General features: G+C 42.4%; 16 protein-coding genes and 1 pseudogene. 14 read left to right on the top strand and 3 right to left on the bottom strand.

Translation table 11 applies throughout. The features are described 5' to 3' along the window. The first annotated feature begins 34 nt into the window (after positions 1 to 34). The 4 genes from PQO01_RS20445 to PQO01_RS20430 all read left to right on the top strand — a co-directional run bounded on the left by PQO01_RS20445 (position 35) and on the right by PQO01_RS20430 (position 6,429). Entirely contained in the window at positions 35 to 1,264 is a 1,230-nt protein-coding gene (locus tag PQO01_RS20445) for an RtcB family protein (protein WP_274316083.1), read from the top strand. Positions 1,265 to 1,304: 40 nt separating this feature from the next. Continuing rightward, positions 1,305 to 2,321 (top strand): RNA 3'-terminal phosphate cyclase, encoded by a 1,017-nt coding sequence (gene rtcA / locus PQO01_RS20440; RefSeq protein WP_274316082.1) that lies wholly within the window; start codon positions 1,305 to 1,307, stop codon positions 2,319 to 2,321. A 232-nt stretch (positions 2,322 to 2,553) separates the two neighbouring features. Continuing rightward, on the top strand, positions 2,554 to 3,891 hold the full coding sequence (locus tag PQO01_RS20435; RefSeq protein WP_274316081.1) for a DUF1552 domain-containing protein: 1,338 nt from the start codon (positions 2,554 to 2,556) through the stop codon (positions 3,889 to 3,891). Beyond that, positions 3,892 to 6,429 (top strand): DUF1588 domain-containing protein, encoded by a 2,538-nt coding sequence (locus tag PQO01_RS20430; protein ID WP_274316080.1) that lies wholly within the window; start codon positions 3,892 to 3,894, stop codon positions 6,427 to 6,429. It abuts the gene before it with no gap. A 40-nt stretch (positions 6,430 to 6,469) separates the two neighbouring features. Here the strand turns inward: PQO01_RS20430 and PQO01_RS20425 are convergent, their stop codons facing one another. From PQO01_RS20425 to PQO01_RS20415, 3 genes are all read right to left on the bottom strand, one after another. Then, positions 6,470 to 8,830: a hypothetical protein gene (locus tag PQO01_RS20425; protein WP_274316079.1), complete on the bottom strand. Its 2,361-nt coding sequence runs from the start codon at positions 8,828 to 8,830 to the stop codon at positions 6,470 to 6,472. 523 nt (positions 8,831 to 9,353) lie between these two features. Continuing rightward, the gene (locus PQO01_RS20420) at positions 9,354 to 12,827 is read right to left on the bottom strand and encodes an outer membrane protein assembly factor BamB family protein (protein ID WP_274316078.1); all 3,474 of its coding nucleotides are present in this window, start codon (positions 12,825 to 12,827) and stop codon (positions 9,354 to 9,356) included. A gap of 96 nt (positions 12,828 to 12,923) precedes the next feature. Continuing rightward, positions 12,924 to 14,609 (bottom strand): sulfatase, encoded by a 1,686-nt coding sequence (locus PQO01_RS20415; protein WP_274316077.1) that lies wholly within the window; start codon positions 14,607 to 14,609, stop codon positions 12,924 to 12,926. Positions 14,610 to 15,183: 574 nt separating this feature from the next. On the opposite strand from PQO01_RS20415, the pseudogene PQO01_RS20410 reads away from it, so the two are divergent. From PQO01_RS20410 to PQO01_RS20365, 10 genes and pseudogenes are all read left to right on the top strand, one after another. Next, a pseudogene (locus PQO01_RS20410) lies at positions 15,184 to 16,558 on the top strand (IS1380 family transposase). A gap of 311 nt (positions 16,559 to 16,869) precedes the next feature. Next, positions 16,870 to 17,451, top strand: coding sequence for a hypothetical protein (locus PQO01_RS20405; RefSeq protein ID WP_274316076.1), 582 nt, complete (start codon positions 16,870 to 16,872; stop codon positions 17,449 to 17,451). Between the two features lie 52 nt (positions 17,452 to 17,503). Continuing rightward, the gene (locus PQO01_RS20400) at positions 17,504 to 17,704 is read left to right on the top strand and encodes a hypothetical protein (protein ID WP_337994463.1); all 201 of its coding nucleotides are present in this window, start codon (positions 17,504 to 17,506) and stop codon (positions 17,702 to 17,704) included. A 93-nt stretch (positions 17,705 to 17,797) separates the two neighbouring features. Then, positions 17,798 to 19,252, top strand: a complete 1,455-nt coding sequence (locus tag PQO01_RS20395) for a sulfatase family protein (RefSeq protein WP_274316075.1) — start codon at positions 17,798 to 17,800, stop codon at positions 19,250 to 19,252. 443 nt (positions 19,253 to 19,695) lie between these two features. Then, complete coding sequence (locus tag PQO01_RS20390) at positions 19,696 to 21,141, top strand: extracellular solute-binding protein (RefSeq protein ID WP_274316074.1); 1,446 nt, start codon at positions 19,696 to 19,698, stop codon at positions 21,139 to 21,141. After that, entirely contained in the window at positions 21,134 to 22,066 is a 933-nt protein-coding gene (locus tag PQO01_RS20385) for an ABC transporter permease (protein ID WP_274316073.1), read from the top strand. The genes PQO01_RS20390 and PQO01_RS20385 overlap by 8 nt, the downstream gene beginning before the upstream one ends. Further along, the gene (locus PQO01_RS20380) at positions 22,053 to 22,706 is read left to right on the top strand and encodes an ATP-binding cassette domain-containing protein (protein WP_274316072.1); all 654 of its coding nucleotides are present in this window, start codon (positions 22,053 to 22,055) and stop codon (positions 22,704 to 22,706) included. The genes PQO01_RS20385 and PQO01_RS20380 overlap by 14 nt, the downstream gene beginning before the upstream one ends. After that, complete coding sequence (locus tag PQO01_RS20375; protein ID WP_274316071.1) at positions 22,703 to 23,866, top strand: hypothetical protein; 1,164 nt, start codon at positions 22,703 to 22,705, stop codon at positions 23,864 to 23,866. The genes PQO01_RS20380 and PQO01_RS20375 overlap by 4 nt, the downstream gene beginning before the upstream one ends. Continuing rightward, positions 23,866 to 25,146, top strand: a complete 1,281-nt coding sequence (locus tag PQO01_RS20370) for an ABC transporter permease (protein ID WP_274316070.1) — start codon at positions 23,866 to 23,868, stop codon at positions 25,144 to 25,146. The genes PQO01_RS20375 and PQO01_RS20370 overlap by 1 nt, the downstream gene beginning before the upstream one ends. Continuing rightward, the gene (locus PQO01_RS20365) at positions 25,139 to 25,804 is read left to right on the top strand and encodes an ABC transporter ATP-binding protein (protein ID WP_274316069.1); all 666 of its coding nucleotides are present in this window, start codon (positions 25,139 to 25,141) and stop codon (positions 25,802 to 25,804) included. The genes PQO01_RS20370 and PQO01_RS20365 overlap by 8 nt, the downstream gene beginning before the upstream one ends. The last annotated feature ends 25 nt before the right edge of the window (positions 25,805 to 25,829 follow it).

The raw sequence follows: 25,829 nt of genomic DNA, 5'->3' as shown, positions 1-25,829 counted from the left end.
ATTAATTTTACTTAAATTTTATGGAGAAAGAAAAATGAATTATAATGTATTGTCTGATGAAAAAGGGAAAGGATTGATCAAAGCCTGGACAAAAGGAGTTCCTTTTGAACCCGAGGCAGAGAAACAAGTGCGCAAAGCAGCACAGATGCCTTTTATTTATAAATGGATTGCCCTAATGCCAGATGTTCACCTTGGGAAAGGGGCAACAATTGGAAGTGTGATCCCAACTAAGGGCGCGATTATTCCCGCCGCAGTGGGGGTTGATATTGGTTGCGGAATGATGGCCGTACAGACTTCCTTGACGGCTAATGATTTGCCGGATGACCTGAGTAAAATCAGATTAGCCATAGAGATGGCCTGCCCTCATGGAGATTTTTCTAGCCGTGCTGCCAATCATAAAAAAGGTGGATGGAAAGAAGCTCCCGCAGCGATAGAAAAAGCTTGGGAAGGCCTAGATGAAGCTTATCAAAAAATCATTGCTAAAAATCCTCAGGCAGAAACTCGTCGTCACCCAATGCAGCAATTGGGGAGTCTAGGGGGAGGTAACCACTTTATCGAATTGTGTTTGGATGAAGCCAATCGCGTTTGGATAATGCTGCATTCCGGTTCTAGAGGAATCGGAAATAGAATTGGTATGTCCTACATCAACCAGGCAAAAAAAGATATGGAAAAATGGATGATCAATCTGCCAGATAAGGATCTTGCTTATTTTCCTGAAGGGACAGAGCACTTTGATGATTACTGTGATGCGGTTCAGTGGGCACAGGATTATGCAAAAACGAATCGCTTCATGATGATGGAGAATTTGATTCAAGAATTGCGTAAATCTGAAATACTACCGACTTTTACGACGAATAAAATGGCGGTGAACTGTCATCATAACTACGTCGAAAAAGAAAATCACTTTGGTGAGAATGTGCTAGTGACGAGAAAAGGTGCTGTACGTACTCGTGAAGGCGAATTGGGGATTATTCCTGGTAGCATGGGTGCTAAATCATTTATTGTTCGCGGCAAAGGGAATCAAGAGAGTTTCTGTAGTTGTTCTCACGGTGCAGGACGTGCGATGTCCAGAACTGCGGCACGTAAAATGTATTCGGTGGAAGATCAAATTAAAGCAACTGAAGGGGTGGAATGCCGTAAAGATTCAGGTGTAATTGACGAGATTCCGATGGCCTATAAAGATATTGAGGACGTCATGGCAGCTCAAAATGATTTGGTGGATATAGTGCATACACTTAAGCAAGTTGTGTGTGTGAAAGGATAAATATGCGGAGCCCGCGGAGGGCTCCGTTTAAGGAGAATTAATGATGGAAACAATACATATTGATGGTTCACTCGGAGAAGGTGGTGGGCAAGTTTTACGCAGTTCATTGGCATTGAGCATGATTACTGGGAAGAGGGTCGAATTTAAAAATATTCGTGCGGGGCGTGCCAAGCCTGGACTGATGCGCCAGCATTTAGCTTGTGTGCGAGCAGCGCAAAAATTTTGTGGCGCTCGCGTCCAGGGCGATGAATTGAAATCTATGGAAGTTAGTTTTATCCCGGGCGAGATTCAGGCGGGCGACTATCACTTCAATGTGGGGTCTGCAGGCAGTGTGGGCTTAGTACTTCAAACGGTGATGCCGGCTTTGATTTTGGCAGATGGCCCCAGCACTTTGATTCTAGAAGGAGGAACACATAATCCCATGGCGCCACCTTTTGACTTTTTGAAGCAGGTTTTTGTACCTCAATTAGCCAAAATGGGAGTTAAGATGGACATGAACTTGGAAGATTGGGGCTTTTTTCCTGCGGGAGGCGGACGCATGAATGTAAGTATTGAGCCTGTCAATGAACTGAAAAGTCTTTCGCTTATGACTCGAGGGGCATTAAAGAATCGTCGTGGTCGAGCAGTGGTCTCTAGCATTCCAATTTCTATAGCAGAAAGCGAAGTCAAAGTTTTGCAAAGTAAATTAGAATGGAAGGATATTTCTGCAGAAGAAGTTCTGCAGCCTAATGGACCTGGGAATATCGTTATGACTGAGCTCGAATTTGAGCATGTCAGTGAATTATGCTCATCCTTTGGTGAAAAAGGGATACGTGCTGCGAGGGTGGCTGACAAAGCAGTTTGCGCCATTCGCAAGTACCTTTTGTCAGAAGCGCCAGTTGGTGAACACCTTGCCGATCAATTGCTTTTGCCCATGGCTTTGGCAGGAGAGGGTGAGTTTTTATGCACAGAAATATCGAGTCATACAAGGACAAATATGGAAGTGATTCAAAAATTCCTAAAGGTAAAATTCTCGGTGCGAGAGCAAAACCAGGCTTTTCACATCAGCATAACTTAAAGAGTTCGTATACTTTTTCATAAAGCTTATTTTTCGATCCAAGTATGAAGTTCACGATTTATCGTCTGGGAAAAACAAGGCTAAATCCTGTACCACGAACAGACATGGGTGCATGATTTAGGGCGTGGGGGAATTATAAAATTGTATTTTTTTTAAAATGCATGAGTAATGTTTATTGATTTGATTCGTATAGTTTTATATAAACAGATTGTGAATATAAACTCGGAGCCTTATGAATCATCTTAATCGTCGTGACGCCTTAAAGACAATGTTAGGAGCCTTAGGTTCAGTTGCTTTTAGTTCAAATGTGTATTCACAATTTGCGCAGCCAAGTGCATTGGACAGCAATTTTTCGGGTGGCCCCAAGCGCGTGATTTTCTTTCTTCAAAATCAGGGATTTGAGCCTAAGACATGTATTCCTTTAGGTATGCAAAATAGTGGATCCCTTGCCAATGCGACCCTGCCAGAACCGATTCAAGCCCTGCAGCCTTATAGAGAAAGGATTCATATTATTAATGGCTTGCATGGTAAACATACGGCACCTAATCACAGTGCTTTTTTTGGCGCCTTAGGTGGCTATCGAGGGGGCGATGGTGTACCGCCGAGTGCATCGACGATTGACTATGAATTAAGTCGGGTTTTACCTGAAACACTTTTGCCTCATTTATCCATTGGTATGGATTCCTTGGGGAATATGCGAGCAAAACCAACGCTTGCGACGCTCTCTGCCAGTGGTGCGGGCAAGCCTATCTTTATGTATTCAAATCCCTTACATTTGTATAAGTTACTCTATGGTGGATTGGCTACTGGAGAGCTTAAAAATCAACACCAAGCTCAGTCCTTGATGCTTAAGAACATAGAAGAAATTGCCCGTGGAGGTAGTGCGGGTTTACCTGTATACGATCAAAAACTTTATGGTGAGTTCACCAAGGGATTTGAACAAATGAATGGCTTGCGGGAACGCTTGGATAAAGCTTCGCTTAACTTGGCAGAATTTGCGCCAAAATTAGATGATCGCTATACCAAGCCGAGTTTCGAGACAGATTGGCATGACGTTCTTTTGGACTTGGGGATTTCAGCATTGAAATCTGGTGTGACTAATGTTTTGACAGTGGCTTCTGGGCGGGGTGAAATATTTGGTTCCTGGAAGGGACTCGGAGTGGAAAAGCAGGGGCATAACTTAGGGCATATGCCGCAACACAATAATCCCATTTGGATAAAGATAAGGCAATACAACTCACAGATGCTAGTTAAGCTCATACAGGAGCTTGAGAGTGTTCCTGAAGGAAGTGGAACGATGATGGATAATACGCTGATCGTTTACACGAGTAATAACGCAGATAAGCAACATACCAAGGGAACGACTTGGCCATTTATTCTCATAGGAGATTGCCAGGGGGCCTTTAAGATGGGGCGTTTTACTCAGCTTGATGGAACTCGTCCAATCAATGCTTTGTATGCTTCCATTCTTAAAACAGTGGGAGTCAATAATGAGCGCTTTAATATGTCAGAAAAAATGGCGGCGCGTTACGATTCTTCCACAGGACCCTTAAAAGAAGTGATCTCTTAAATGAGTCGTTATTTATTACTGGCTTTGCTAGCATTGCAAATAAGTAGCCAGGGCAAAGAAACGTACGCACCGGGAACTCACATCAACAAGGATTTTGATTCCTATGGAGTGGAATTCATTGATAATAATTGTACAAATTGTCACGATGACGAAAAAACAGAAGGCGACTTAAACCTTTTGGATTTGGGGCCAGTGAATGAAGGCAATATAGCCGTATGGAAATCCATTTGGGCTCAAGTTGCTCTGGGAGAAATGCCTCCAAAGAAAAAAGATAAGCTCACCGTGATTGAAAAGCTTGAGTTCTCCGACTGGGTGCGCCAAGAAATGGAGCGCGTCATGAAAGATAAGGGTGGTTTTTATGCCCATAAATCTCCCAAAAAAGGAAACTTCCTGAATCATGATTTGTTATTTTCTCCTAATCCTAAAGGATTAAAGCTTCAGCCGACTTCATCTCCTAAACGCATTTGGCGGGTTACCCCACAAGAGCACATAACTCGATTGAGTTTGTTGATTAACAAAGAAGCAGAATACAATCCATTAAAGCCTGGACTTCGAACATATGGCGATGCGGTACCCACCAATCACGGGGGTGAACTTAAGCTCTATTTTGGTGTGGATAGGATTAACGGCTGGCAGGGCGGTACAGTGGCATATGCAACTGCGGTAAAAAGTGTTCCTGTCGTACTGTCGACTATGCGGAAACATGGTTTTGCGAGTTACGCAGATAAGCATGGAGTCAATAGTGCGGAATCAACTCAAATCCTTACGAAAGCGAAGGATATTTTAAAGTACATGGCTTATGGTCCAGAAAGTTTAGTGGCCAATCCAGCGCAGATTACTGATGATCCAAAGACTTATGAAGAAGTTCGGGAGGAGGGAGACCTTCGCGGTTTGCCTTCTGCCATAACTTATTCGACTACAATTCGTCGTCCCATGACCCCAGTTTATGATTTGTTTGCCGATCCCCAAAAAATGTCATCTGAGTATGAGATACGCAAAACGATTGCTTATTTATTTGAAATGCTCAGCTTTCGCCCTGCGAGTGAAAAAGAAGTCGAGAAGTATTATCAGGTGGTAGAAGCCACCATTTCGCAACTCGGACAAAAGGAAGGTCTAATGATGGGGCTAACAGCGATTTTTTTAGATCGCGAAGCGCTTTTTCGAACTGAATTAGCCGAAAGCTCGAAGCCTGATCAATATGGCCGAGTCATGATGCAAGATTGGGAGCTCGGCTTGGCATTGAACCATGCCTTGAGTTATGTGAAACCCGACGCGACCCTACGAGAAGCGATCGAAAAAGGAAAAATGCGTAGTCGTGAAGATGTGAAACGCGAGCTGACTCGCATGCTCGATAAAGACAGCTTTCGCAAGCCGCGCATTTTACAATTTTTTCGTGAGTATTTTGATTACGATTTAGCCGGTTACATTTGCAAAGATGATAAAGCTTTAGCTAATGCGGGAATAGAGGGGAAAACAGCTGGCCGATATTATCATAACTTATTTTATGCTTCGGCGAGTACGGATCGTTTGGTTGAGTTGATTCTCGCAGAAGACAAAGACGTTTTGAAGCAATTGCTGACAACACAGAAAGTCGTGGCACATAAAAGTGACGAGCAGTTTTTTGGGCAATTCCTAGAACTCTCTGAAAAGTCAAAGATTGATCCGCAAGTCATAGCGCAAGAGAAGGACAAGATTCAAGAGATTAGTGCTGAAATGAAAAAACTCAGCAAAGAGCAGAAAGAGCTTGGCAAAGGTAGTAAGCAAAGTGAATTGAGTAAAAAAATCAAAAAACTAAGTTTACAGAAAAAAGGTCTTGTGGCTAAGCAGGATTCATACGATAAAGCCGAAATTAAGTTAGCCAAATTTGAAGGGGAAAAGATATCTGCTCGCTTAGGGCGTCGTTCGTTTGGTAAAGGTTTTAGTGATATAGACCGACTATTGTCCAGTGCTCCACAGGGCCAGAGAATGGGGATTTTAACTCATCCCTCTTGGTTGATATCCCACTCTGATGCCATGGATAATCACGCCATTCATCGTGGGATATGGATCCGTGAACGTTTGCTTGGTGGCGGGATTCCCGATGTGCCTATTACAGTAGATGCGCAGCTTCCAGATGAGCCAGGGACAACACTTAGGTCACGTATGCGAGTGACGCAAGAAAAGTACTGTTGGAGCTGTCATGATAAGATGGATCCTCTAGGTTTAACTTTTGAGTCTTACAATCACGTGGGCATGTTTCGTAAGCTAGAATTCGGTAAACCAGTCGATACTTCGGGTGAGATTATTGATTCAGGAGACCCCTCTTTGGATGGGCCCGTAGCTAATGCTTTTGAGTTGATTGACAAGTTAGCCAATAGTGAGCGCGTGGAACAAGTCTTTGTGCGTCATGCCTTCCGTTTCTGGATGGGTCGCAACGAAACTTTACACGATGGCCCTGTCCTTCAGGCGGCCCACAAGGCCTACAAAGACAATGGCGGAAGTATGAAAGCTCTACTCACTTCACTCTTAAGTTCAGATGCTTTTCTCTACCGCAAGTAAGGTGATTTTTTTAAAAAGGAAATGCGAGTAGAGCTACTACTTAATCTGCAATTTGTATTTTAAGCGTAGCTTTTTCACCTGCAGGAAAAGTAAAGGCCGCATGAGCTGGAGGAGAAGTACTAGCCTTACTTCCCTGTGGGCTCAATTGAGCTTTTTTAGCAAGTTTACCACCTTCTAGCCAGGGGTTAATATTGACTTTCAGTGGTGAATTAGAAACGCTAATAGTCTTTTGCCCATGAGGTCCATTGCGCTCGCGTTTGTAGCTGATTTTAACCCACTGAGTTTTTTTGTCTTTCCCGGCGCGGATGGGGATGCCCACTTCCATCATGCCCCAAGCTTTCGGCATGGTATCGGTAATCGTTAAAGTATTGTCGGGGAGTGAGTACTTAATCCCTGCGAGTCCTTCGAGGATGAGTAAAATCTTACCTGCATTAAAGTTGGAGTACTGATCACCAAAGGGTTTGGCATCGCGGTCATAGGCTTCTGGCGCCACAGGGCAATCCCATTCTTTGTGATAATTATAATTAAGTAAGTGATTGAGGGTAAGCTGCCAGGCAGGGTCACCTAAGTGTTTAGTGAACATCCCAATCAGTGTGAAGTAGGCGGTGTCAGGCGTGTAACCAAAAGTATGATCGACGGAAGTAGCAAATTTTTTCATGGCGTATTTACTCATGGCCAGAGGAAACATCTTGCCATAAAAACCGTAGTCGCTATTGATGGCCCAGTCATTCACCATTTTAACAGCATACTCTCGAGGGAAATGCTTTAAGCGCATGGGCCAAAAGCCAGTGGTCATCAGCATGCCATCACCCGGTGCCATAAAGAAATTTTTGTGTCCATGATTCTCCCATTGACTCGCGAAACGTTTTTGTATATTATCAGCAGTTAAGATGTCTTTCCCTGCCGCATTTTTGAGCCAGTGATCCATGTCTTTTTCATTGCCAGTGAGTTTGGCCATTTTGGCAAGTATTTCACGCACTTCGAATTCATTCATGAAGAATTGCGGGATACCTTCCCAAAACATTTCGCGGAAATAGCCCTCGTAACAATTGCGGAGGAAATTTAAGTCATTGCTATGTTCATAAATCTGCCAAGCGCCGATTACATGCTCTGATGTTTCGTGGCCATAGGCACCCGAGTGCCAAGTCGTGCCCTTGTTGTCTGCTAGAGCTATATGTCCATTGCGACTTTTTTTATACTGCTTGTTGACGAAGAGATGCTTCCAAGTAAGGACATTGCCATACGCTAAGCGTTCTTTATCTGCGGCCCAAGCACCCACTTTAATTTGGAACATAGAATCATAGCGATGAATGCCCAAGAAATTATTGACTGCAGTTTGGGTATGATTTTCCATTTCCCAACCCTTTTGGACATCGATATAATACATGAGCTGCATCGACCAGAGGTAGTAGTAGATATCTTCAATACGCTTATCAGAGCAACGAAACCAAGGGATTTCTTGTGTGAGCTGATAATTCATTTCTTTGCTTTTAGCTGCGAGCTCTTGTTTGGCATTGCTTAAAAGATGGCGGGCATTTTTAAAGGCCAAGTTTCTATCATCGTGCATTGACCAGACTACCGAAACTCCTTTACTATCACATGGGATACTAAACTCATAGACTTCTTGTCCCTTTTTTCCTTTGGAAAACTTGAGGTTTTGTGCAAAGTTTTTAGAAGCGGTCAAAACAGTTGACATGTCTTGGTACATGATGGGAGCAGTCGTGTGTCCCCCGAATTCCTGTGGTCGTGTTTCCGTTATTCCACCTTCTTTGATGACGATGGCGTTATGCGAGGAATCATAGTTGATTGTGGCGGTGCTTTTAAGTGACTTTTCCCCCCAGAAACTTTGACCATCAAAAACTAGCGTAACCGGTTTTGAAGAGGTGATGATCGAGCAAGCGGCATCATTGGCAGCAATAAACTTTTCTTCTTTAATTTTCACTCCAGCGACTTCGTATTCACAGATCATTTTGTCTGGGCGCCAGAGCATTTTGGTGGGTACCGGGTACTTGTGTATTGTACCATCAATGATGACGGAGCCATAGAGGACACGAGTGTTTTTATAAAATTCCCATCCCCAATAATCATTGCCGATGCCGGTATTTTGTGGTCCTTGTTCTTTGCTTTTCGCTAAGCCAAAACCACGGCTACGAAGATCGTGATAGAAGGGGTGAGTGAGCCCAATGGTTTCTTGGAATTTAGGTATATCGGCTTTCCAACTAGGGTGGTGACCTCCTACATAATAAGAGAGGTTTCCAGCAAGGAAGCCCGATTTTTTATACTGGACATCATGTTCTAAGCGTTTACAGATATCCGCTTCGAGGGGATTTTCTGCAGCCATCACAAAAGTAAATTGAAAAACAATACTTAAAATGATTAAGCGTGGTATATGACGACTCATTATGACTCCTAGTATTTTAATGGCATGCGTTTCGATACGGATGAGGATTTAGTTATCCTTTAGTTTGTGCTCTTAACCCAAGGAATATTATTGTTGAATTGATGACTGTAAATGTTTGAATGCGACAATTAATATTCTCTATGCGCCAACAAACCAAGTGAATTCACGACTAAGACTCAGCAATGCAGGTGCTTTGCACCGATATAAAATAGCGTACACCGTGAGGTGTATGGTATGATGAGAAAAGACAGCAAGGGTTCACGAATGTGAGTCCAACATATATCGGACCCAGACTTGGGCCCTAGAAGATTTAGTTTCAGAACTTCATACACCTCACGGTGTACGTTATAGTCTGACGGACTTACAGCCCTAGAAAATCCACTTTCACACGAGCATATGAAATCCATGCTCCAGACTAGGAGCTATATGATCCTATGAATATTAGAGAAATTTGTTTCTTTACACGCCAACAAATCTGCTCAAGGAATTTGAGCAGATTTAAGTTTGATTTTACTTATTTAGTTTATTCTCCGAAGAGGACGAGCTCGCCATTTTTCTGAGAGAGTAAGACATTGCCCTGACTCACTGCCATACCATCAAATACTGGAACTGAGTTGAGCTTGAGCTCTTTGAGGTGTGTCCCTGTCTTCTTGTCCATGACCCAGAGGTGACCGCCGCGTTCCCCATTAAAAGCAGCTTCCTGCTCCAGGAGTTTGGCCTGATTTTTTTCTGCGGTAAATTGACCATAAAGCGAGGCTTCATCGAGGGTGTCTGCGGGGCCCGCAACGATGAGCTTGTCATTGGCAAGGCTCATGGCACGAACCATGATTTTTGGTTCAATTTCACGCCAGTCGTATTTATAGAGTACGGTACGTGAATCATCGAACCTTAAACTTGCTTTCCAGTCAGCGATATTTGGATTATTATTGCGATACTCCATAGTTTGTTTTTTATTAGCTTCCAGCTGATTCATTTTTGTACGGTAATCAGAGTAGGCTTTTGAGGCTTTCTGTACTTCAGGAGCTTTTTTGTCACCATATTTTCTGCGTGCTTCCAGAGAAGCTTGTTTAAGTTTTTCTAAAGTAGAGGCCTGTTCGGGGCTCATGATTAATTTCGGTTTTTCTCCAGCCAAAGCTTTGGCTTTTTCCTTGGAAAACTGACCTTTTTTCGTTGAGAAAATTTGATATTCAGTTACCGATGACTGACGGATGAAGACGGGTTTGCGTCCATAGCCAAATACCGTTTCATCATCCATGGTTAGGATGCGCCCAGAAGGTGCTAGAGTCATGGGTTTCATCCAGCCACCCCAGCCACCTCCAGTAGCATTTCCATAAATCCAGTAAGTTCGGTGAAACCAGCTATCGTCCAAAAAACCTGATAGGGAAAAGAGGTGGACATTATCACCACCCTGCTCACTTTGGTTTAAGGTAAGACTTTTTTCACCTGGTTTTTGACCATTTGCTTCAGGCCAGAGTCTATTGCCGTCTTTATCGATTTTTTGTGAGCCCATAAAAATGGTGTTATTTTTTACAGAGAGCACGTCTGGGCGTGAAGTAGGCAGCTTAGATCCTTGTGTTCGTAACTGCATAGCTTTGCCTGTGATGGGGTCAATGTCGTCGAATCGAACCTCGTTTATAAGCTCACCAGTCATTGGATTGAGGACATTCATTAGTAGACCGCCATCGATAAAGAGACTGCGTCCTGCGACAGCATAGAGGCGGCCTTCATGAATGAGTACAGAACCTACGAGGGGCCACACAGATTCGAGCTGTTCATCGGCAACGAGCTGTTTATTTTGAGGGGCGGCACGATAACGCCAGGCCAACTCGCCATCACTTAATCTAAGGCAGCTTACCCAGCCGTCATTGGCGCCAAAAAGAACTCTACCTCTGTAGATAGTGGGAGCTGAATTGACTTTTGCACCCGTATTATAGCGCCATTTGACTTTGCCGGAGGCTTGATCTACCGCGACAATTTGATGAGAATCCAGTAGGGAAACAAGTGCCAAACCATGAGCTGAGACTGGTGCTGAAATTTTACCTTGAAAAGATACACGCCATTTTTCTTTGATTTCAGCAGGGATGGATTGCTTACTTGAGCCTGTACGCTCAATGTTGTTACGGTACATGGGCCAGTCTTTTGCATCGGCTGTGAGTTCCTCAATTTGTCCATATGCAGGACCTTTTACGAAACGATTATTATTGTCGATAGCCTTGAAATCCACACCTTCTTCAGCCGGAGCAAAAGCACCTAGGGTACGGAGCTGACTTTCTGAATAGCAGGCGCAGGGGTTTGGTGGTACATAAGTCACACCATTAGCGGGCATCACACCATAAAGGCAGCCACCACGAACCCAGTGGTTGAGGTCCCAAGTTTCTTTTTCAGGGTCAATATATTCCGTGCCAGTTGCTGCCGGCATGATGTATTTTTCTGTGGCTTTGGCGCGATAACAGCGTTGGTGAAACCAGTAATCTGGGTGGACATCGAGGGGGAATTCTTTTTCGATTTTCCCTGTTTTGGGGTTAATGCCCTGATAAGTTCCGCCACCCTTATTGACGGCATAAGTACCACCAGTCCAAAGTAAGCCACGGATGGGAATGAGATCCTCTGGGCTATGGTGTCCCGAGTGTTGAGGTTTTTGTTTCCAGATTGTTTTACCGCTTTTAGAATCGATGCCAAAGACCACTGCTGGTTTGCGGCTTTCGCGAATTTGAATAATCACCATATCCATGTAATTCAGCATTGTGGGTGCATAGCCCGCACCAAGTTCACCCGCTTTTATAATATCTTCGAGAACGAGCTTTTCAGACTTCCAAAGTAATTTACCATCTTTGCGACTAATGGCTTGGGCATTGGCTCCATCAAAGAAGTAAATCTTATCTTTATCCATATTCATTGTCATGGCAATACAGGGAGCTTTGTAAACCCAGTTAGTTTCTCCCGTTTCAGGGTTAATAGAGCTTATAGTACGTTCTTCGTTGGTCCAGGCAAAACGTTTTCGAGCATCACCGGCTGCGGCCCAAACATGACTCATGTCGTGTGTGTAGCCTTCGCGTCGCTTAACGTGATCACTCATGTGAACAATTAATTGATTATTATCTAAAATTATTTCATCGACATTTTCGGTGCCTTCATAAGTTTTGAGAACTTCTCCCGTACGACCATCGAGCTGAGAAACGGGAGCGAGGGCACCCAAGGTTACATAAACTTTGCCATCAACGGCGACTAACTTTCTTTGAATTTGCGTGGGTCCAGATTTGAGGGGCCACATGTGATTCATCCATGAAGGGAGCTCTTTGCGCCAGAGTTCTTTGCCATTAAAGCCATCGCGGGCAATCAGTGTCCAACGAGCTGGAAGGGCGACGGCAGAACGCGAGCCCATATCGACGATGTAATAAACAATGCCACCCTCAGATACCATGGCATTGAAACTCACCATGTGTTCGTGCGAACGAGACCAGCCCGGCCCCGTCATCCATTGGAGTCGGCGGGGAGGGCCGACTCTAGTGTCTTTACTTACGACTGTATTAGCGGGATTATAGAGAGCGTGAGTCCAGTCATCTAGATCACTGGGAACCTCTTTTATGACCTTTTCCCATTTAGAGCCCTTTTGCATGTAAGCGGTGCCACGGGGTGCCAAAGCGCGCATAATTTCTTCTTGGCTAACTTGGCTCTCTTCGGGGCAAATGATGAAGTTTGCGACGCTACTAATGACGGGGATATTTTTCCCATCATAAGTTTGAACCGAGAGCTGCCCTTTAGTTTTTTCTTGAGCGACGAGTTTGCGACTAGAACTTAATTGATTGTTATCTTTGACGAGGATTTGGCCTAATAATTTGGGACTGGCCACATCTTTGGCGAGCTCATGGATTTCATCCTTATCAGCTTGGCCAAGGTGAAGTACTAAGCCACCGGCATCTTTTGGTAGATCGGGCAACTTTCCTGCCCAGACCGTATTGGCTAGTAAAAGTAGGGGTAAATATCTGTGTAAGTTCATGTGGGCTCCTGAGGCTCTACATATAATATATTTTAATAAAGAAAATGTTATTTTATAATGAATCGATGAAACACTGAGCTTATAACACTTGTGTCATTATTTTTTCTTTGATTTGTCGATGATTGTGCCGTCTTTTTTTATGCCCAGTCGAGCCATCGTATGGAGTGATGAGCTTCCATGCCAATCGGCGCAATTTCTTTGATCCTTAATCATTTCGCGCTTAACCATGTTGGAGCGCAATTTCTTTTCGTGGGCTTCTTTAAGTTTTGTGAAATCAGCATCACTTGCGCTACTTGCTTTTAATTCGGCGAGTTTACGGGCATAGTTTTCGTGCTCTCTGCGATCGAATTCATCAAAGAGTTCAATGGCAGCTTGATAAACGTCTTCCACTTTTCCGCCATCCACATCATCGACATATTCTCTGAGAGCCTTATCCATAAGGGCGACTTTTTCGGGCATTTGTTCAGCTAGATTATTTTCTTCACGATAATCCGTCTTAACATTATAGAGGCGCATTTCACCCGTATTCATATTGCGCATGAATTTATAATCGCCCATGCGAATACAACTCAAAGGAGGTTGGTAGTAGCTTGGGAAATGAAAGACTAAGCCTGGTACAGGGCGCTTAATCGCAGGTGCATCATTGCCTTTTGAAAAAACTTTGGCTAAGCTTCCACCATCAACGCCCTTGGGTAGATCCGCTTGGCTTTTGGCTAAATCGTGAAAAGTGGGGAGTAAATCCCATTGGATGATGGGGGTATCGCATTGAGTATTTGCCGGGATTCCTGGGCCCGCAATCACAAAGGGAATGCGTAAGCCACCCTCGAAAGGGAAGTATTTTCCTTGAGTTAGCGGCCCATTATAGCGATGCTTCTTTTCATTTCTTGGGGCCCATTCAGCGCCGTTGTCTGAAGTGAAGATGATATAGGTATTATCTAAAACACCTTTTTCTTGCAAGCTATCGATGAGCTTGCCCAAATGAGTATCTGATTCTTCGATCATCGAGGCAAATACCGGGGTGCGTAAGCGATAGAAGGCATCAAGATCACGTCTGACTTCCGGCTTTTTTAACTTATCGTATTTAGCTTGCCATTTTTCGAGAATATGTGCAGAAGCCACATGTGGGCCGTGTACAGCGTAATGCGAGATCATCATGTAAAAAGGACGTTTTCCCGCATGATCATCGAGGAATTTGAGTGATTCCTTGGTCAAGGAATTAATACGCTTGGGATCATCTGCAGGCAGAGGCTTTTTACTTTTAATATCGATGTATTCTCCATGGAAATTGCCATTTGGCGCAATCTCTTCATATTCGTCGGTAATATCATAGCCAACATCTTTCAGCTGCTCGACGCCAATGCCCTTGCCAAAATGTGCGGTGATATAGTTTTTATTAGCGGCTTTGAGCATACCAGCAATCGATACTTCATCTTTATAGCCATTGGGGCGTTGCTTATAAGATAGGACATCATGAACAAAGCGGTATTGCATACGTGCCGAGGTTTTGCCGAACTGAATGCTAATTCGCGAACCAGTGCAAGTGGGCGTGGGCGCATACGCATTGGAAAACTTCATGCCACGTTCAGCGAGTTTTTCGAGGTTAGGTGTTTGATAAAAATTGCTAACAGAGAGGGGCTCCGAGTCCATCATTTTAACCGAAGTTTGAGCCCATCCGAGATCATCCATATAAAAGATGATGAAGTTCGGCGGAGCTTGTTCGGCATGAATAAGTATAGAGCTAAAGCAGGCAATAAATGTGCAGTAAATTTTCCTAATATTCATAAAGTTTTGTCCTCTTGTTTGGTCATTTTATAAGTTTAATCGAAGAGAAACGGACAAGTCTAACTAATTTATTGTGGCAAAAGGTGTTTTTTTACTGAAAGCTATGAGATAGAGAGAACTTAAGGGGCTTAAGGGGCTTAAGGGACATAGAAGATAGGATGAGCTCGATTTAAGAGATAAGTCATAAAAATAAACTAAACTAAACTAAATCAAGTCACACCCATCCCATAAATTTCTAAACTAGCTCATGTCACTTAATGTTTGAGTGTTATAATCCCGGTTTTCTTCAAAGGGCTTTGACGGTTTTAGGTAAAACTGGGCTTAATCAAACACATGCTGTCCCATAGAATGCCTTGTCAAAGTTAGGTAAATACGCTTGATCTGGAACTGCTTTAATCTTTGGTGGATCACTGGCTGTCCCACAAGTTTTCAAAAGAGATGATAAATCGAAATAGCTCCACAAAACACCCCGAATTAGAGTCGTAATTCTTGAGAAGGAATGTAGCCACTGAGATCTGAAAGCTAAAAATCTTAGTAAAACATACGTACCTAATAAATACGCTTTGAAGGAAAAATGTTCACGTGTGAGGTGAAAAGTGGTGAATGAGTTAAATTAGTTTCGACCAAAAAACAAAAACTCAAAACACCACCCATTCATCATGCCTTCTATCACCAAAATATCAATAACATCCGAATGTCTCACCCCCCGTGCAGGCTTAGCTCCATTTGTAAATTTCCTTAAGAAGTCACATGTCAGTGATGAACTGTCTTTGATATATCAAGATCTGCGTAAATCAAAAAAAGGCATAAAGCTAAAAGAGGCTTTCTTACAGATTTTATTATTTTTAGCAGATGGAACTGAACAGAGTTTAGAAAGTTTTGATAGACTCAACCAAGATGAGTCATGGATAAAAATACATGGCTGTAAAGAATACTTAAATACCGCATCACTGAAACGACTGTTATACAAAGCAGATAAAATAGATGTCGAAACTATTCGTCCTTATTTCCATCGTATTTTTCAATCAGTATTAAAGAATGAGTCACCGAATGAAGTGGTCTTATTTTTAGATTCCTGTGTATACAATAACGATGGGGCTAAATGTCGTGCAGGAGTTAAACCTACCTACAAAAATTTCCAAGGATATCATCCCATCAATCTTATCTGGAATGGTTTTTATGTTGACACCTATTTTCAATCAGGACATTGTTCGACCAACCATGGCGACATAGTTAAAACAATGCTAAAGAACGCAAGCAAAAGCATAAGGGAAACCCTTGGTCCGGAAGTCACTATCATTGTTAGAATGGATGGAGGCTTTTACGATCAAAAAATCTTCAAGCTTTGCGATGAATTGGGGGTTAATTTTGTTTGTGCTGGAAAGGTTTACAAAGATCATACTTTTGACGTACATAGTTTTTCTGGCATTTATGAAAACAAGAATAGTATGTGGAAATATGAAGCTTTTCAAGAGTGCAGAAAATCATGGGATGAAAATATGAAATACAGGGCTTTAAAACTTGTTGTGGTTGAAGAAAATGGTGAACCCTTGCTAGGCTTGAATGGTCGTATAATTCTATCGAATTATGATAACTGTAGTGATGAAAAATTAATTGAATATGACCATTCTAGAGGTAAAGATGAATTAACTCATAGAGAGGTCAAAGACTTCACTAGCGAACGTATGCCTTGTTTAGATTTTCACGCTAATCAACTTTGGTACTACATGGGGATTCTAGCCTTTAATCTGTTTCAGGTTTTTAAAAGAAAAATTGCCTGCCTTTTCAAGACCTCTTATCCAACAACTTTCAGAAGGAAGTTTTTCGATATAGCGGGAAAAATCATTCCTGAGTCTCGTTCATTTACTCTGAAAATACATAAATTTAAAATGAAAGAATTGCAGTTTAATAAAATATGGGAACGATCCTTAATTCCCTGGATCATATGAAGCCAACTAAAGAACTAACATAGCTGACTTAATAGCCGGCTCGCAACGGTGTGTCTCCATCATGTGAAAAACACATTTTCTTGAGTCTTGAGTAGTTATAGCCCCCTCTATTTGTTGTCACAGTAATGTTAAATATTGAGAACTGACAACTCTGCTCCAAAAAGCAACACATCAAGGCTCTTCAAAGTTTCACAGAATTCCAATCGTATGATTTAACTATAGATGTTTTGATACGCGTTGATAAACCCCAAGTTCAGCTCGCGGCACTGCGGGGTTTGAAAGATGGACTCAAGGGTTTTCCGAGAGTGAAGATGCCTGAGAATTGGGAAGCTTTGGAAAGTAAATATGCTAAAAACCCAAATCCCATAATGCAAGTACTTTTACGTGAATTAAATCAGAAATTTGGTAGCGTGAAAGCTAATATAGCGGCTTTGGAAGAACTCATGAACGAAAAAAATGATGTGCTACTACGTCGTGAATCTTTAGCTTCGTTAATTAAGCAAAAGTATAAACCCTTACTCACTCAATTGCCTGAATTACTTGATGGCCCATTGGCTGTAGATGCCATTCGTGCCTACTCGCATTATGATTCTTTAAGTGGAGCGCAATTCTTACTTAAGCGTTACGATAGTTTTGATTCTGCACAAAAACAGGCCGTGATAGAAACCTTGGCAACGCGTCGTTCCTATGGGCAAGAGTTATTAAAAGCGATCAAGCAGGGAAGCATTCAGAAAAATGAAATTTCCGCTTATGTGGCAAGAAGCCTACGCAATTTATGGGGCAAAGATTTTAATGAAATTTTTGCAGAAAAGAAATCGACTTCAAGCGATAAAAAAGCGCTGATTAAAAAATTCAAAGCACTCATTAATAGCGCTAGTTTTAAAAAATGCTGATAGTGGCCGTGGTAGAAGTCTTTTTAATCGTACTTGTGCTACCTGTCATAAAATGTATGATTTCGGAGGGCTTATTGGGCCAGATTTAACGGGTTCAAATCGAGCCGATACTGACTATGTTTTACTCAATATTATCGATCCGAGTTTTGACGTTCCAGATAATTACCGTATGGCGACGATCAAGAGTAAATCGGGTCAAATTTTTATGGGCAACATAATTCATGCTGAGCTCGATTTAAGAGATAAGTCATAAAAGTAAAATAAACTAAATTCAGTGTAACTTTTACTACCTAGCGTGGTGTATTTCTAGTTACTGTATTTAAGAGATTTTAAAACAAGGAAAGTTATGAAACATTTCGTTTACCTCATACTCATTTCAATCTGCTTTGGCTTGAACGCCAAAGACAAGCTTAATATCCTATTGTTTACTGCAGATGATCTGCATTCGGAGTCATTGGGTACTTACGGTGGACGACCATCAGATTTAACTCCACAGCTAGATAAATTTGCTAGTGAGGGCATACAATTTCAGCGGGCACATGTGAACGTGGCAATTTGTTACCCCTGTCGGACAGTGATCGGAACGGGGCTATATAGTCATAATTCTGGAGGTCTAGGTTTTATGCCAACTCGACCAGAAATCCCTAATGTGATTGACTTGATGAAAGATGGTGGCTACATGACGGGGATTCTGGGGAAACAGGATCATTCGACGCCTAAGCCCGCATCAAAATGGGATTACGCTTTTGATCAAAAGGATCTCGGTGATGGCCGTAGCCCAACGCTTTATAAACAGCGCTCGGTAGACTTTTTTAATAAGTGTAAAGAGACAAATAAAAACTTTTATTTTATGGTGAATTCTCACGATCCTCACCGTCCTTACTGTTATCCAGATAATTTGCGTAAGGGTGCTGAGATGCCTTCGAAAGTTTATACGGCTAAAGATGTTTCGGTTCCCCGTTTTCTTCCCGATCTCCCGGGTGTTCGCGATGAGTATGCGGCTTACCTTAACTCGACACGTCGTCTTGACGATACCTTTGGAGCGGTGATGGAGGCCTTGGATGACTCAGGTTTGGCAGATAATACCTTAGTGATTTTCATGTCGGACAATGGCATTGCGATGCCCTTTGCTAAATGTAATACTTGGTTTTATAGCTCGAGAACCCCCCTCCTTGTGCGCTGGCCCAAAGTGATAGAGGCAAACCGTAAAGATGGCAAGCACTTTGTATCGACGATTGATTTGTTACCAACTTTTCTTGAGCTCACGGGAGTCAAAGGTCCCGCCAAACTTGATGGCCGTTCATTAGTGCCTCTTTTTAAATTAGAAGAACAGGATGGTCGAGATTTTGTTTATACGCAAATAGATAAAAAAGCTGGTAGTGCAGCGGTGCCGATGCGAGCAGTGCAAAACAAGAAATTTGGCTATATCTACAATGCTTTCAAGCAGGAAGAGCGTTATAGAAACAATAACGAAGGTTTGACCATGAAAGCCATGGAAAAAGCGGCTAAAAAGGATGAGCAGATTGCGGCTCGGATAGATCTTTTCAGGCACAGACCATCAGAAGAGTTTTATGATATTGAAAATGATCCTAATTGTTTAGTGAATTTAATTGATAATCCCGAGTATAAAGTAGAGATCGAGAAGTTTAAAAAGAAACTTACTATGAACATGAAAACAACGAATGATCCCATGCTAAAAGCTTTTGAGAATAGAAATGATCGCGCAATCGTTGATCAGGTTATTGCCTCGACTTACGGCAACGCTACTAAGGTGAAAAAATCTAAGAAAAGAAAAAAGTAAACGCTTATTAATGCCTTGGAAGTTTTGCCGACCTGATCTTTCACCAGCCATAAACTTCCAAGTTTTGTTCTACATGAAGAGTTAATTGCTCATAAACAGAGCCTTCATTACTGGAGGGGCGCTGGAGCGTTTATTACCTCTTTATATGCGAAGAGTTGCACACTTCCTAAAGGAAAATTTTTCAAAAATACATAATTAAGGTGTTCTCTGAAAGAGAAAATTCTTGCTTCTTAGTTTGTTTTGATGGTAAAAAAAGTGCCTTACAGTCATTTATATTGTTATGGAATCTTAGAGAAAAGAATCAAATTTTTATTAATATGATTGTTAGAGTGTACAGTTAATTCCGTTTAAGTTTGTATATAAATAAAAAGTTGTGAAGGTAAATGAACAAAGCTAAATACATTTTTTTAAGTCTGCTGATAGGTCTATTTCTAGCGACATTTATGTTATCTAAAAACGATCCTTCAGAAAAAGGACAAGCACAGAAGACTCTGGACTTCTATTGTGCGGCAGGAATGAAACTTCCGGCAGTGGCAGTGGTTAAAGATTATGAAAATGAGTTCGGCGTCAAAATTAATATCATTTACGGGGGCTCAGGAACACTGCTCAATAACTTGGCAGTAGCACAAAAGGGTGACCTTTATTTAGCCGCCGATTATAGCTACATTACTTTAGCGCGCGAGAAAGGTCTTCTCGCAGAAGCCATTCCAGTGAATCAACTGCGCGCGGGTTTAGCAGTGGCGAAAGGTAACCCCCATTCGATTCAATCCCTTCAGGATCTACTTGATAAAAAAGATTTAAAAATTGGCTTGGCGAACCCTGATGCAGCTTCAGTGGGGAAATTCACTAAAAAAGTTTTGAGCCAGCACAAGTACTGGGGAGCTATTGAAGAGCGCGTTAAAAATGACGGTGTCTTCACCGGTACAGTCAATGAGCTCACCAATAACCTTAAACTTAATTCAATTGATGTGGGCATAGTTTGGGATGCCGTGGCTGCGCAGTATCCAGAATTAGATTTTGTTGCCCTAAGTGAATTCGATTCACAGCCCAAAAACACTACGATTGGTATTTTGAAATCAAGTGAGAATCCCTCTCAAGCCTTGCATTTCGCTCGCTACCTCACAGCGCGAGACAAGGGACTGAAGCATTTTGAAGCCATGGGTTTTAAAATTGTCGAAGGCGATAAATGGGTAAATAAACCCGAAATAAATTTCTTTGGCGGTGGAATGCTTCGTCCTGCAGTAGAAGAGAGTATAAGCGAATTCGAAAAGCGTGAGGGCGTAGTGGTGAAAACGACTTTTAATGGCTGTGGCATTTTAGTTTCTCAGATGGAAGCAGGAGCACAACCGGATGCCTACTTTGCCTGTGATCGCAAATTCATGGAGCAGGTACAAGATCGCTTCGGGAAATCAACTGATGTGACGAGTAACGACATAGTAATTGCAGTGGCGAAGGGCAATCCTAAAGCGATTCGTTCACTCGATGATTTACTAAAAGCAGATGTCAAAGTCGGCTTGGGACATCCTGATAAATCGGCTTTAGGCTATTTAACGATGGAAATGCTCAAGGCGGTGAATCTTTATGATAAGATAAAGAAGAATGTAGCAGTGGATTCCCCAACAGGAGATTTTCTTATTAACCAGATCAGTATACATTCTGTGGATGCAGTAATTATCTACAAGAGTAATTTTATGGCGAGTCCTAGTGCAGTGCGCGAATGTGAAATGATTGAAATCCCCCTCGAGGAAGCCAAAGCAGTTCAACCCTATGCGATTTCCAAGAATAATGATCACAAGGAATTACTGAAACGTTTAATGATACAATTGACGAGTCACCAAAATCGTTTTACGGACATTGGTTTTCATTGGCAGGGAGCCGTGAATGAGTAAGGCGCCTACAAATGTAGACGTCACAAGTAAAGCGGAGTCTGTGACCACGAAAATGCGCAAGGTGCCTTCCGATAAACCTTTCATTTTTGGGCTCGCGTTTATTTTCTCTCTCTACCTTTTGCTGATATTGGGGATGTTGGTGGCGGATGCTAATTACACCAGTTTTGCCGACATCGCAAAAACTCTGGAGAATCCCAATATTCAATATTCGCTGAAAATCACTATGTTGAGCTGTTTTATTGCGACTATTCTCAGTATAATTGTCGCCGTTCCCACGGGATATTTATTAGCGCGTTTTCGCTTTCCTGGAAAAGCCGCACTCGATGCTTTGCTCGACATTCCGATTATTTTACCTCCCTTAGTGATTGGCTTAAGTTTATTAATTCTCTTTCATAAATTCGCCATTTTTGGCACGAGTATTGAAGAATGGTGTGTTATTATTTTTACAAATATATACTCATTTTTCACAGGCAAGGCTCCGGATTTCTCTGTGGGAGTGACTTACAAAGTCCCCGCCATAATCCTCGCACAATTTAGCGTTTCTTGTGCTTTTGCGGTTCGCACTATGCGCAATACTTTTGATCAAATGAGCCCTCGCCAAGAGCAAGTGGCCATGACTTTGGGTTGCAACCGTTCGCAAGCTTTTTGGCTCATTGCCGTTCCGGGTGCTTGGCGCGGGATTTTAACTGCTGCGGCCTTAGCTTGGGCACGAGCCTTAGGTGAATTTGGCCCCATACTCATTTTTGCTGGGACGACTCGGGGTCGAACAGAAGTGCTTTCGACATCAGTTTTTTTAGAGATTAGCATCGGGAATCTTGAAGGTGCGGTGGCAGTTTCGATGATTATGGTCGCCATTGCCTTAGCCGTTTTATTTTTAGTTCGCCTTATCGATGGCCGTAAAGGAGGGCTTTATGATATCAATTAAAGATTGCACCATTCAAGCAGGTAATTTTAAAATCACCGATATTAATATGCAGATTCCCACAGGAAGCTACGGAATTCTAATGGGAAAAACGGGCTCGGGAAAAACGACTATACTGGAAGCTCTTTGCGGACTTCGCAAAGTATCTGCGGGAACTATAAGTATTAATGGGCAGGACATAACTAAAAAACGTCCAGCAGAGCGAAATATCGGCTTCCTACCTCAGGATATAGCTCTTTTTGAGCACATGTCAGTATATGAACATATTGCCTTTGGCATGAGGATTCAGAAATGGGATAAAAAAGTTATAGATGATCGCGTTCATGAATTGGCCGAACAGCTACAGATCAAGCATTTACTCGAGCGTAAGCCCGCGGGTTTAAGTGGTGGAGAAAAACAGCGGACAGCCATGGGTAGAGCCCTTGCCGTACGCCCGCAAGTGCTGTGTTTAGACGAACCTTTGAGTACACTAGATGACGACACCCACGAAGATGTAATCAATTTGATAAAAGCAGTCACTCAGGAAAACGAGGTGACGACTTTACATATTACCCATAGAAAATCAGAAGCGTCTTTACTAGGAGATCATTTTTTTGAGCTTTGCGAAGGCCGCATTATCCAGCACCAGGAGGCCTTTGTATGAAACTTAAATTAATTTGTTTATTAGTATTTTTCCAGGGAATTGTATCAGCGTGTGACGTTCCCGTGTTTCGCTACGCACTGGAGCGCTGGGAACGCGACCTTTATAAAGTTTTTGTATTGCACCGCGGCGAATTAAATGAGGCCGACGCTTCTTTAGCCGAAGAAATTTATGATAATAGTATTGGTCATGGTGGGCATGCTAATATTGTGGCCTATAAAGTCGATTTAAACGACCCTAAACAAGCAGAAGATTTTTATAATGCTCACGAAGATCTAAAACAAATTCAAGTTGCAGATAAGCCACAACTCATTCTGCTTTATCCCACGAGCACACGGGTATTTAAAGCTGTTTGGGAAGGCGAGCTCAATAAAAGCAATGTGGATGAACTCTTGAATTCAAAAGCGACCGCGGAGTTGATGAAAGGTGTGTTACAGGGTTACTCAAGTACTTTCCTTCTTCTCGAGAGTGGTAATAAAGCAAAAGATGAAGCGGCAATTCAGGAAATTGAAATGGCAATCAAAACCCTTAAAAAAGAGTTGAAAATGCCCGAGGGAGTTGTGCAAACCGATGGTGCGGTGACTGGCGGTAAGTTGACCCCATATCAAGCCGCTGCAATTGATCCTTCAAATGTCTTAGAATCGGGGATACCCCTAAAAATTGATTTTCACCTAGTGCGTATGCCAAATAATGATGCCAATGTGATTTTTCGAACCATTCTAGCGAGAACTTTTAAAGATGAATCGTCGGAAGCAGAGCCGAAATTATTTGCTTTCTTTGGACGTGGGCGCCTTTTGGGACCGATGATTGGAGATGATATCATTGTGAAGCATTTAATGCAACTTTCGACTTATCTCTGTGGCGCCTGTTCTTGCCAAGTAAAAAGTCAAAATCCAGGGATTGATTTCCTCACGAACTTAAATTGGCAGAGTTATTTAGCGGGAAGTGAAGTGGTAGTCGACAAAGAATTACCGCCACTCATTGGCCTAATCGATGTAGAAGATACGCAAGCTATTGAAGCGCCTGTGACCGAAGGAGCTCAAGAAACTGTAGAGGCAGATCTGCCAAGTGAAAATTCTAGTATAAAAATTAGTGGCCTCATAACGGTCTTACTCGTGCTCGCCTTTCTCATCGGCGGTAGCTTAATGATAAGGAAAAAATAATGAATCTATTAAAACTCATTCGCAAAGAGATTATTCACCGCAAAGTGAATTTTACTTTGTCAATAATTGCAGTTGCAGTGGCGGCGGCAAGTTGGCTTTTAAGTGAGGCTTTCCTCAAGAGTGCCAACCTCAAATCCGAGGCACTCATTCAAGAAAAAGTTGACGAAACAGAAGCTCATATGAAAAAGCTTGAGGATGATATTCGCAAATCAATGAAGGGGCTTGGTTTCAATATTTATATTTTCCCAGAAGGCCAAGATTTGAGTGAAGTCTATTCAGAGGGTTACGCAAGTAAAACCATGCCTGAAGAATATGTGTATAAGCTCGCCAACTCAAATATTGTTACGGTTAATCACCTGCTACCCACATTGACGCAGAGTCTAGAATGGCCAGAACATAAGAGAAAGGTCGTGCTGATTGGTATTCGTGGGCAAGTTCCCAAATCACATGGCAATCCAAAGAAACCCCTAGTGAATCCCGTTGCCGAAAATGATATGGTCTTGGGTTATGAGCTTCATACTAGCTTGGGGCTTAAACCAGGTGATAAAGTGAAGTTTATGGGCAGAGAGTTTAATGTGTCTAAAACTCATCGCCAAAGAGGGACGAAAGATGACATTACAGTGTGGATCAATTTGGGTGTGTGTCAGCAATTACTGAATAAAGAGAAGCGGATCAATTCAATTTTAGCCTTGGAATGCAACTGTGCCACAGTGGATCGCATTGGCGAAATCCGCAAAGAGCTCTTGGCAATTTTGCCGGGGACGCAAATTATTGAACAGGATAGTAAAGCCTTGGCAAGAGCAGAAGCTCGCAATAAAACAAAAGAGACCGCCATGCTAGAAATCGACTCTATAAAAAAGCAGCAAAATGAGCTTAGAAAGAAACGCGAAAACATGGTGGCAATCATGGTTCCTTTTGTCGCGCTATTATGTATGGCAAGTATTGCGCTGCTAGCATTTTTAAATGTGAAGGAACGTATTTATGAGCTCGGTTTATTGTTGAGCTTAGGGGTAAAAACGAGCAAGATTTTGTTCGCTTATTTAATAAAAGCTTTCTTAAGTGCGATAATTGGTGCCGGTATAGGTTTGGGACTTTTCTATTTGTCTTTACACTTCGGGAAGGAATCCTTCTTTAATTCTCATTCTGCTTGTGAATTGATACAGGGTTCGAAAATCATTCTCATTCTGCTAGCGATGCCCATCTTGGCTATGTTAGCTACTTGGTTGCCGGCTTTATGGGCGGCTCAAACTGATCCAGCGGAGGTTCTTCGTCATGACTAACTCTTTAGAAATAACTCAAGCCTCAAAGGCCTACAAACGAAAAAATCAGTCCCCTGTCCAGGCTTTAAATAAGATTGACCTGAAAGCGCAAAGCGGTGATTTTATTGCCGTGCTGGGTCCCAGTGGTTGTGGTAAATCGACTTTGATGCTGAGTGCCGGAGCTTTGCTAGAACTTGACTCAGGAAAAATCGTGGTTAACGGGCAGGATTTGAGTGAATTATCAAACTCACAGAAGGCCAGCTTTAGAGCCAATAATATCGCCTATGTCTATCAAGAATTTCACCTCATCCCCTACCTAAGTGTTATTGATAATGTACGTATTGCGGACCTCGCATTAGCTACGGGTTCGGAAACGAAAGCCCAGGAAATTTTACAGAAATTTGGCCTTGCGGATCGCCTTCATCACTTACCTTCAGAACTCAGTGTGGGAGAGCAGCAACGCGTCGCTCTTTCGCGCGCAATTTATTCGGGGGCAAAAATTATCTTGGCGGATGAACCCACGGGTAATTTAGATGCAGAAAATGCCGAAACAGTTTTAAAGGCATTGAAAGATTTTACTGAGCAGGGCGGCATTGTTTTAATGGTGACTCATGACGATCGTGCAGTTGCTTTTGCACAGAAAAAATTGACCATGACTGCAGGGCAGTGGAGTTCATAAATACAAATTCATACAGGAGTACGGC

The sequence above is a fragment of the Lentisphaera marina genome, from assembly GCF_028745505.1.
Taxonomy (GTDB): domain Bacteria; phylum Verrucomicrobiota; class Lentisphaeria; order Lentisphaerales; family Lentisphaeraceae; genus Lentisphaera; species Lentisphaera marina.
This window is presented reverse-complemented; position numbering and strand designations above follow the sequence as displayed.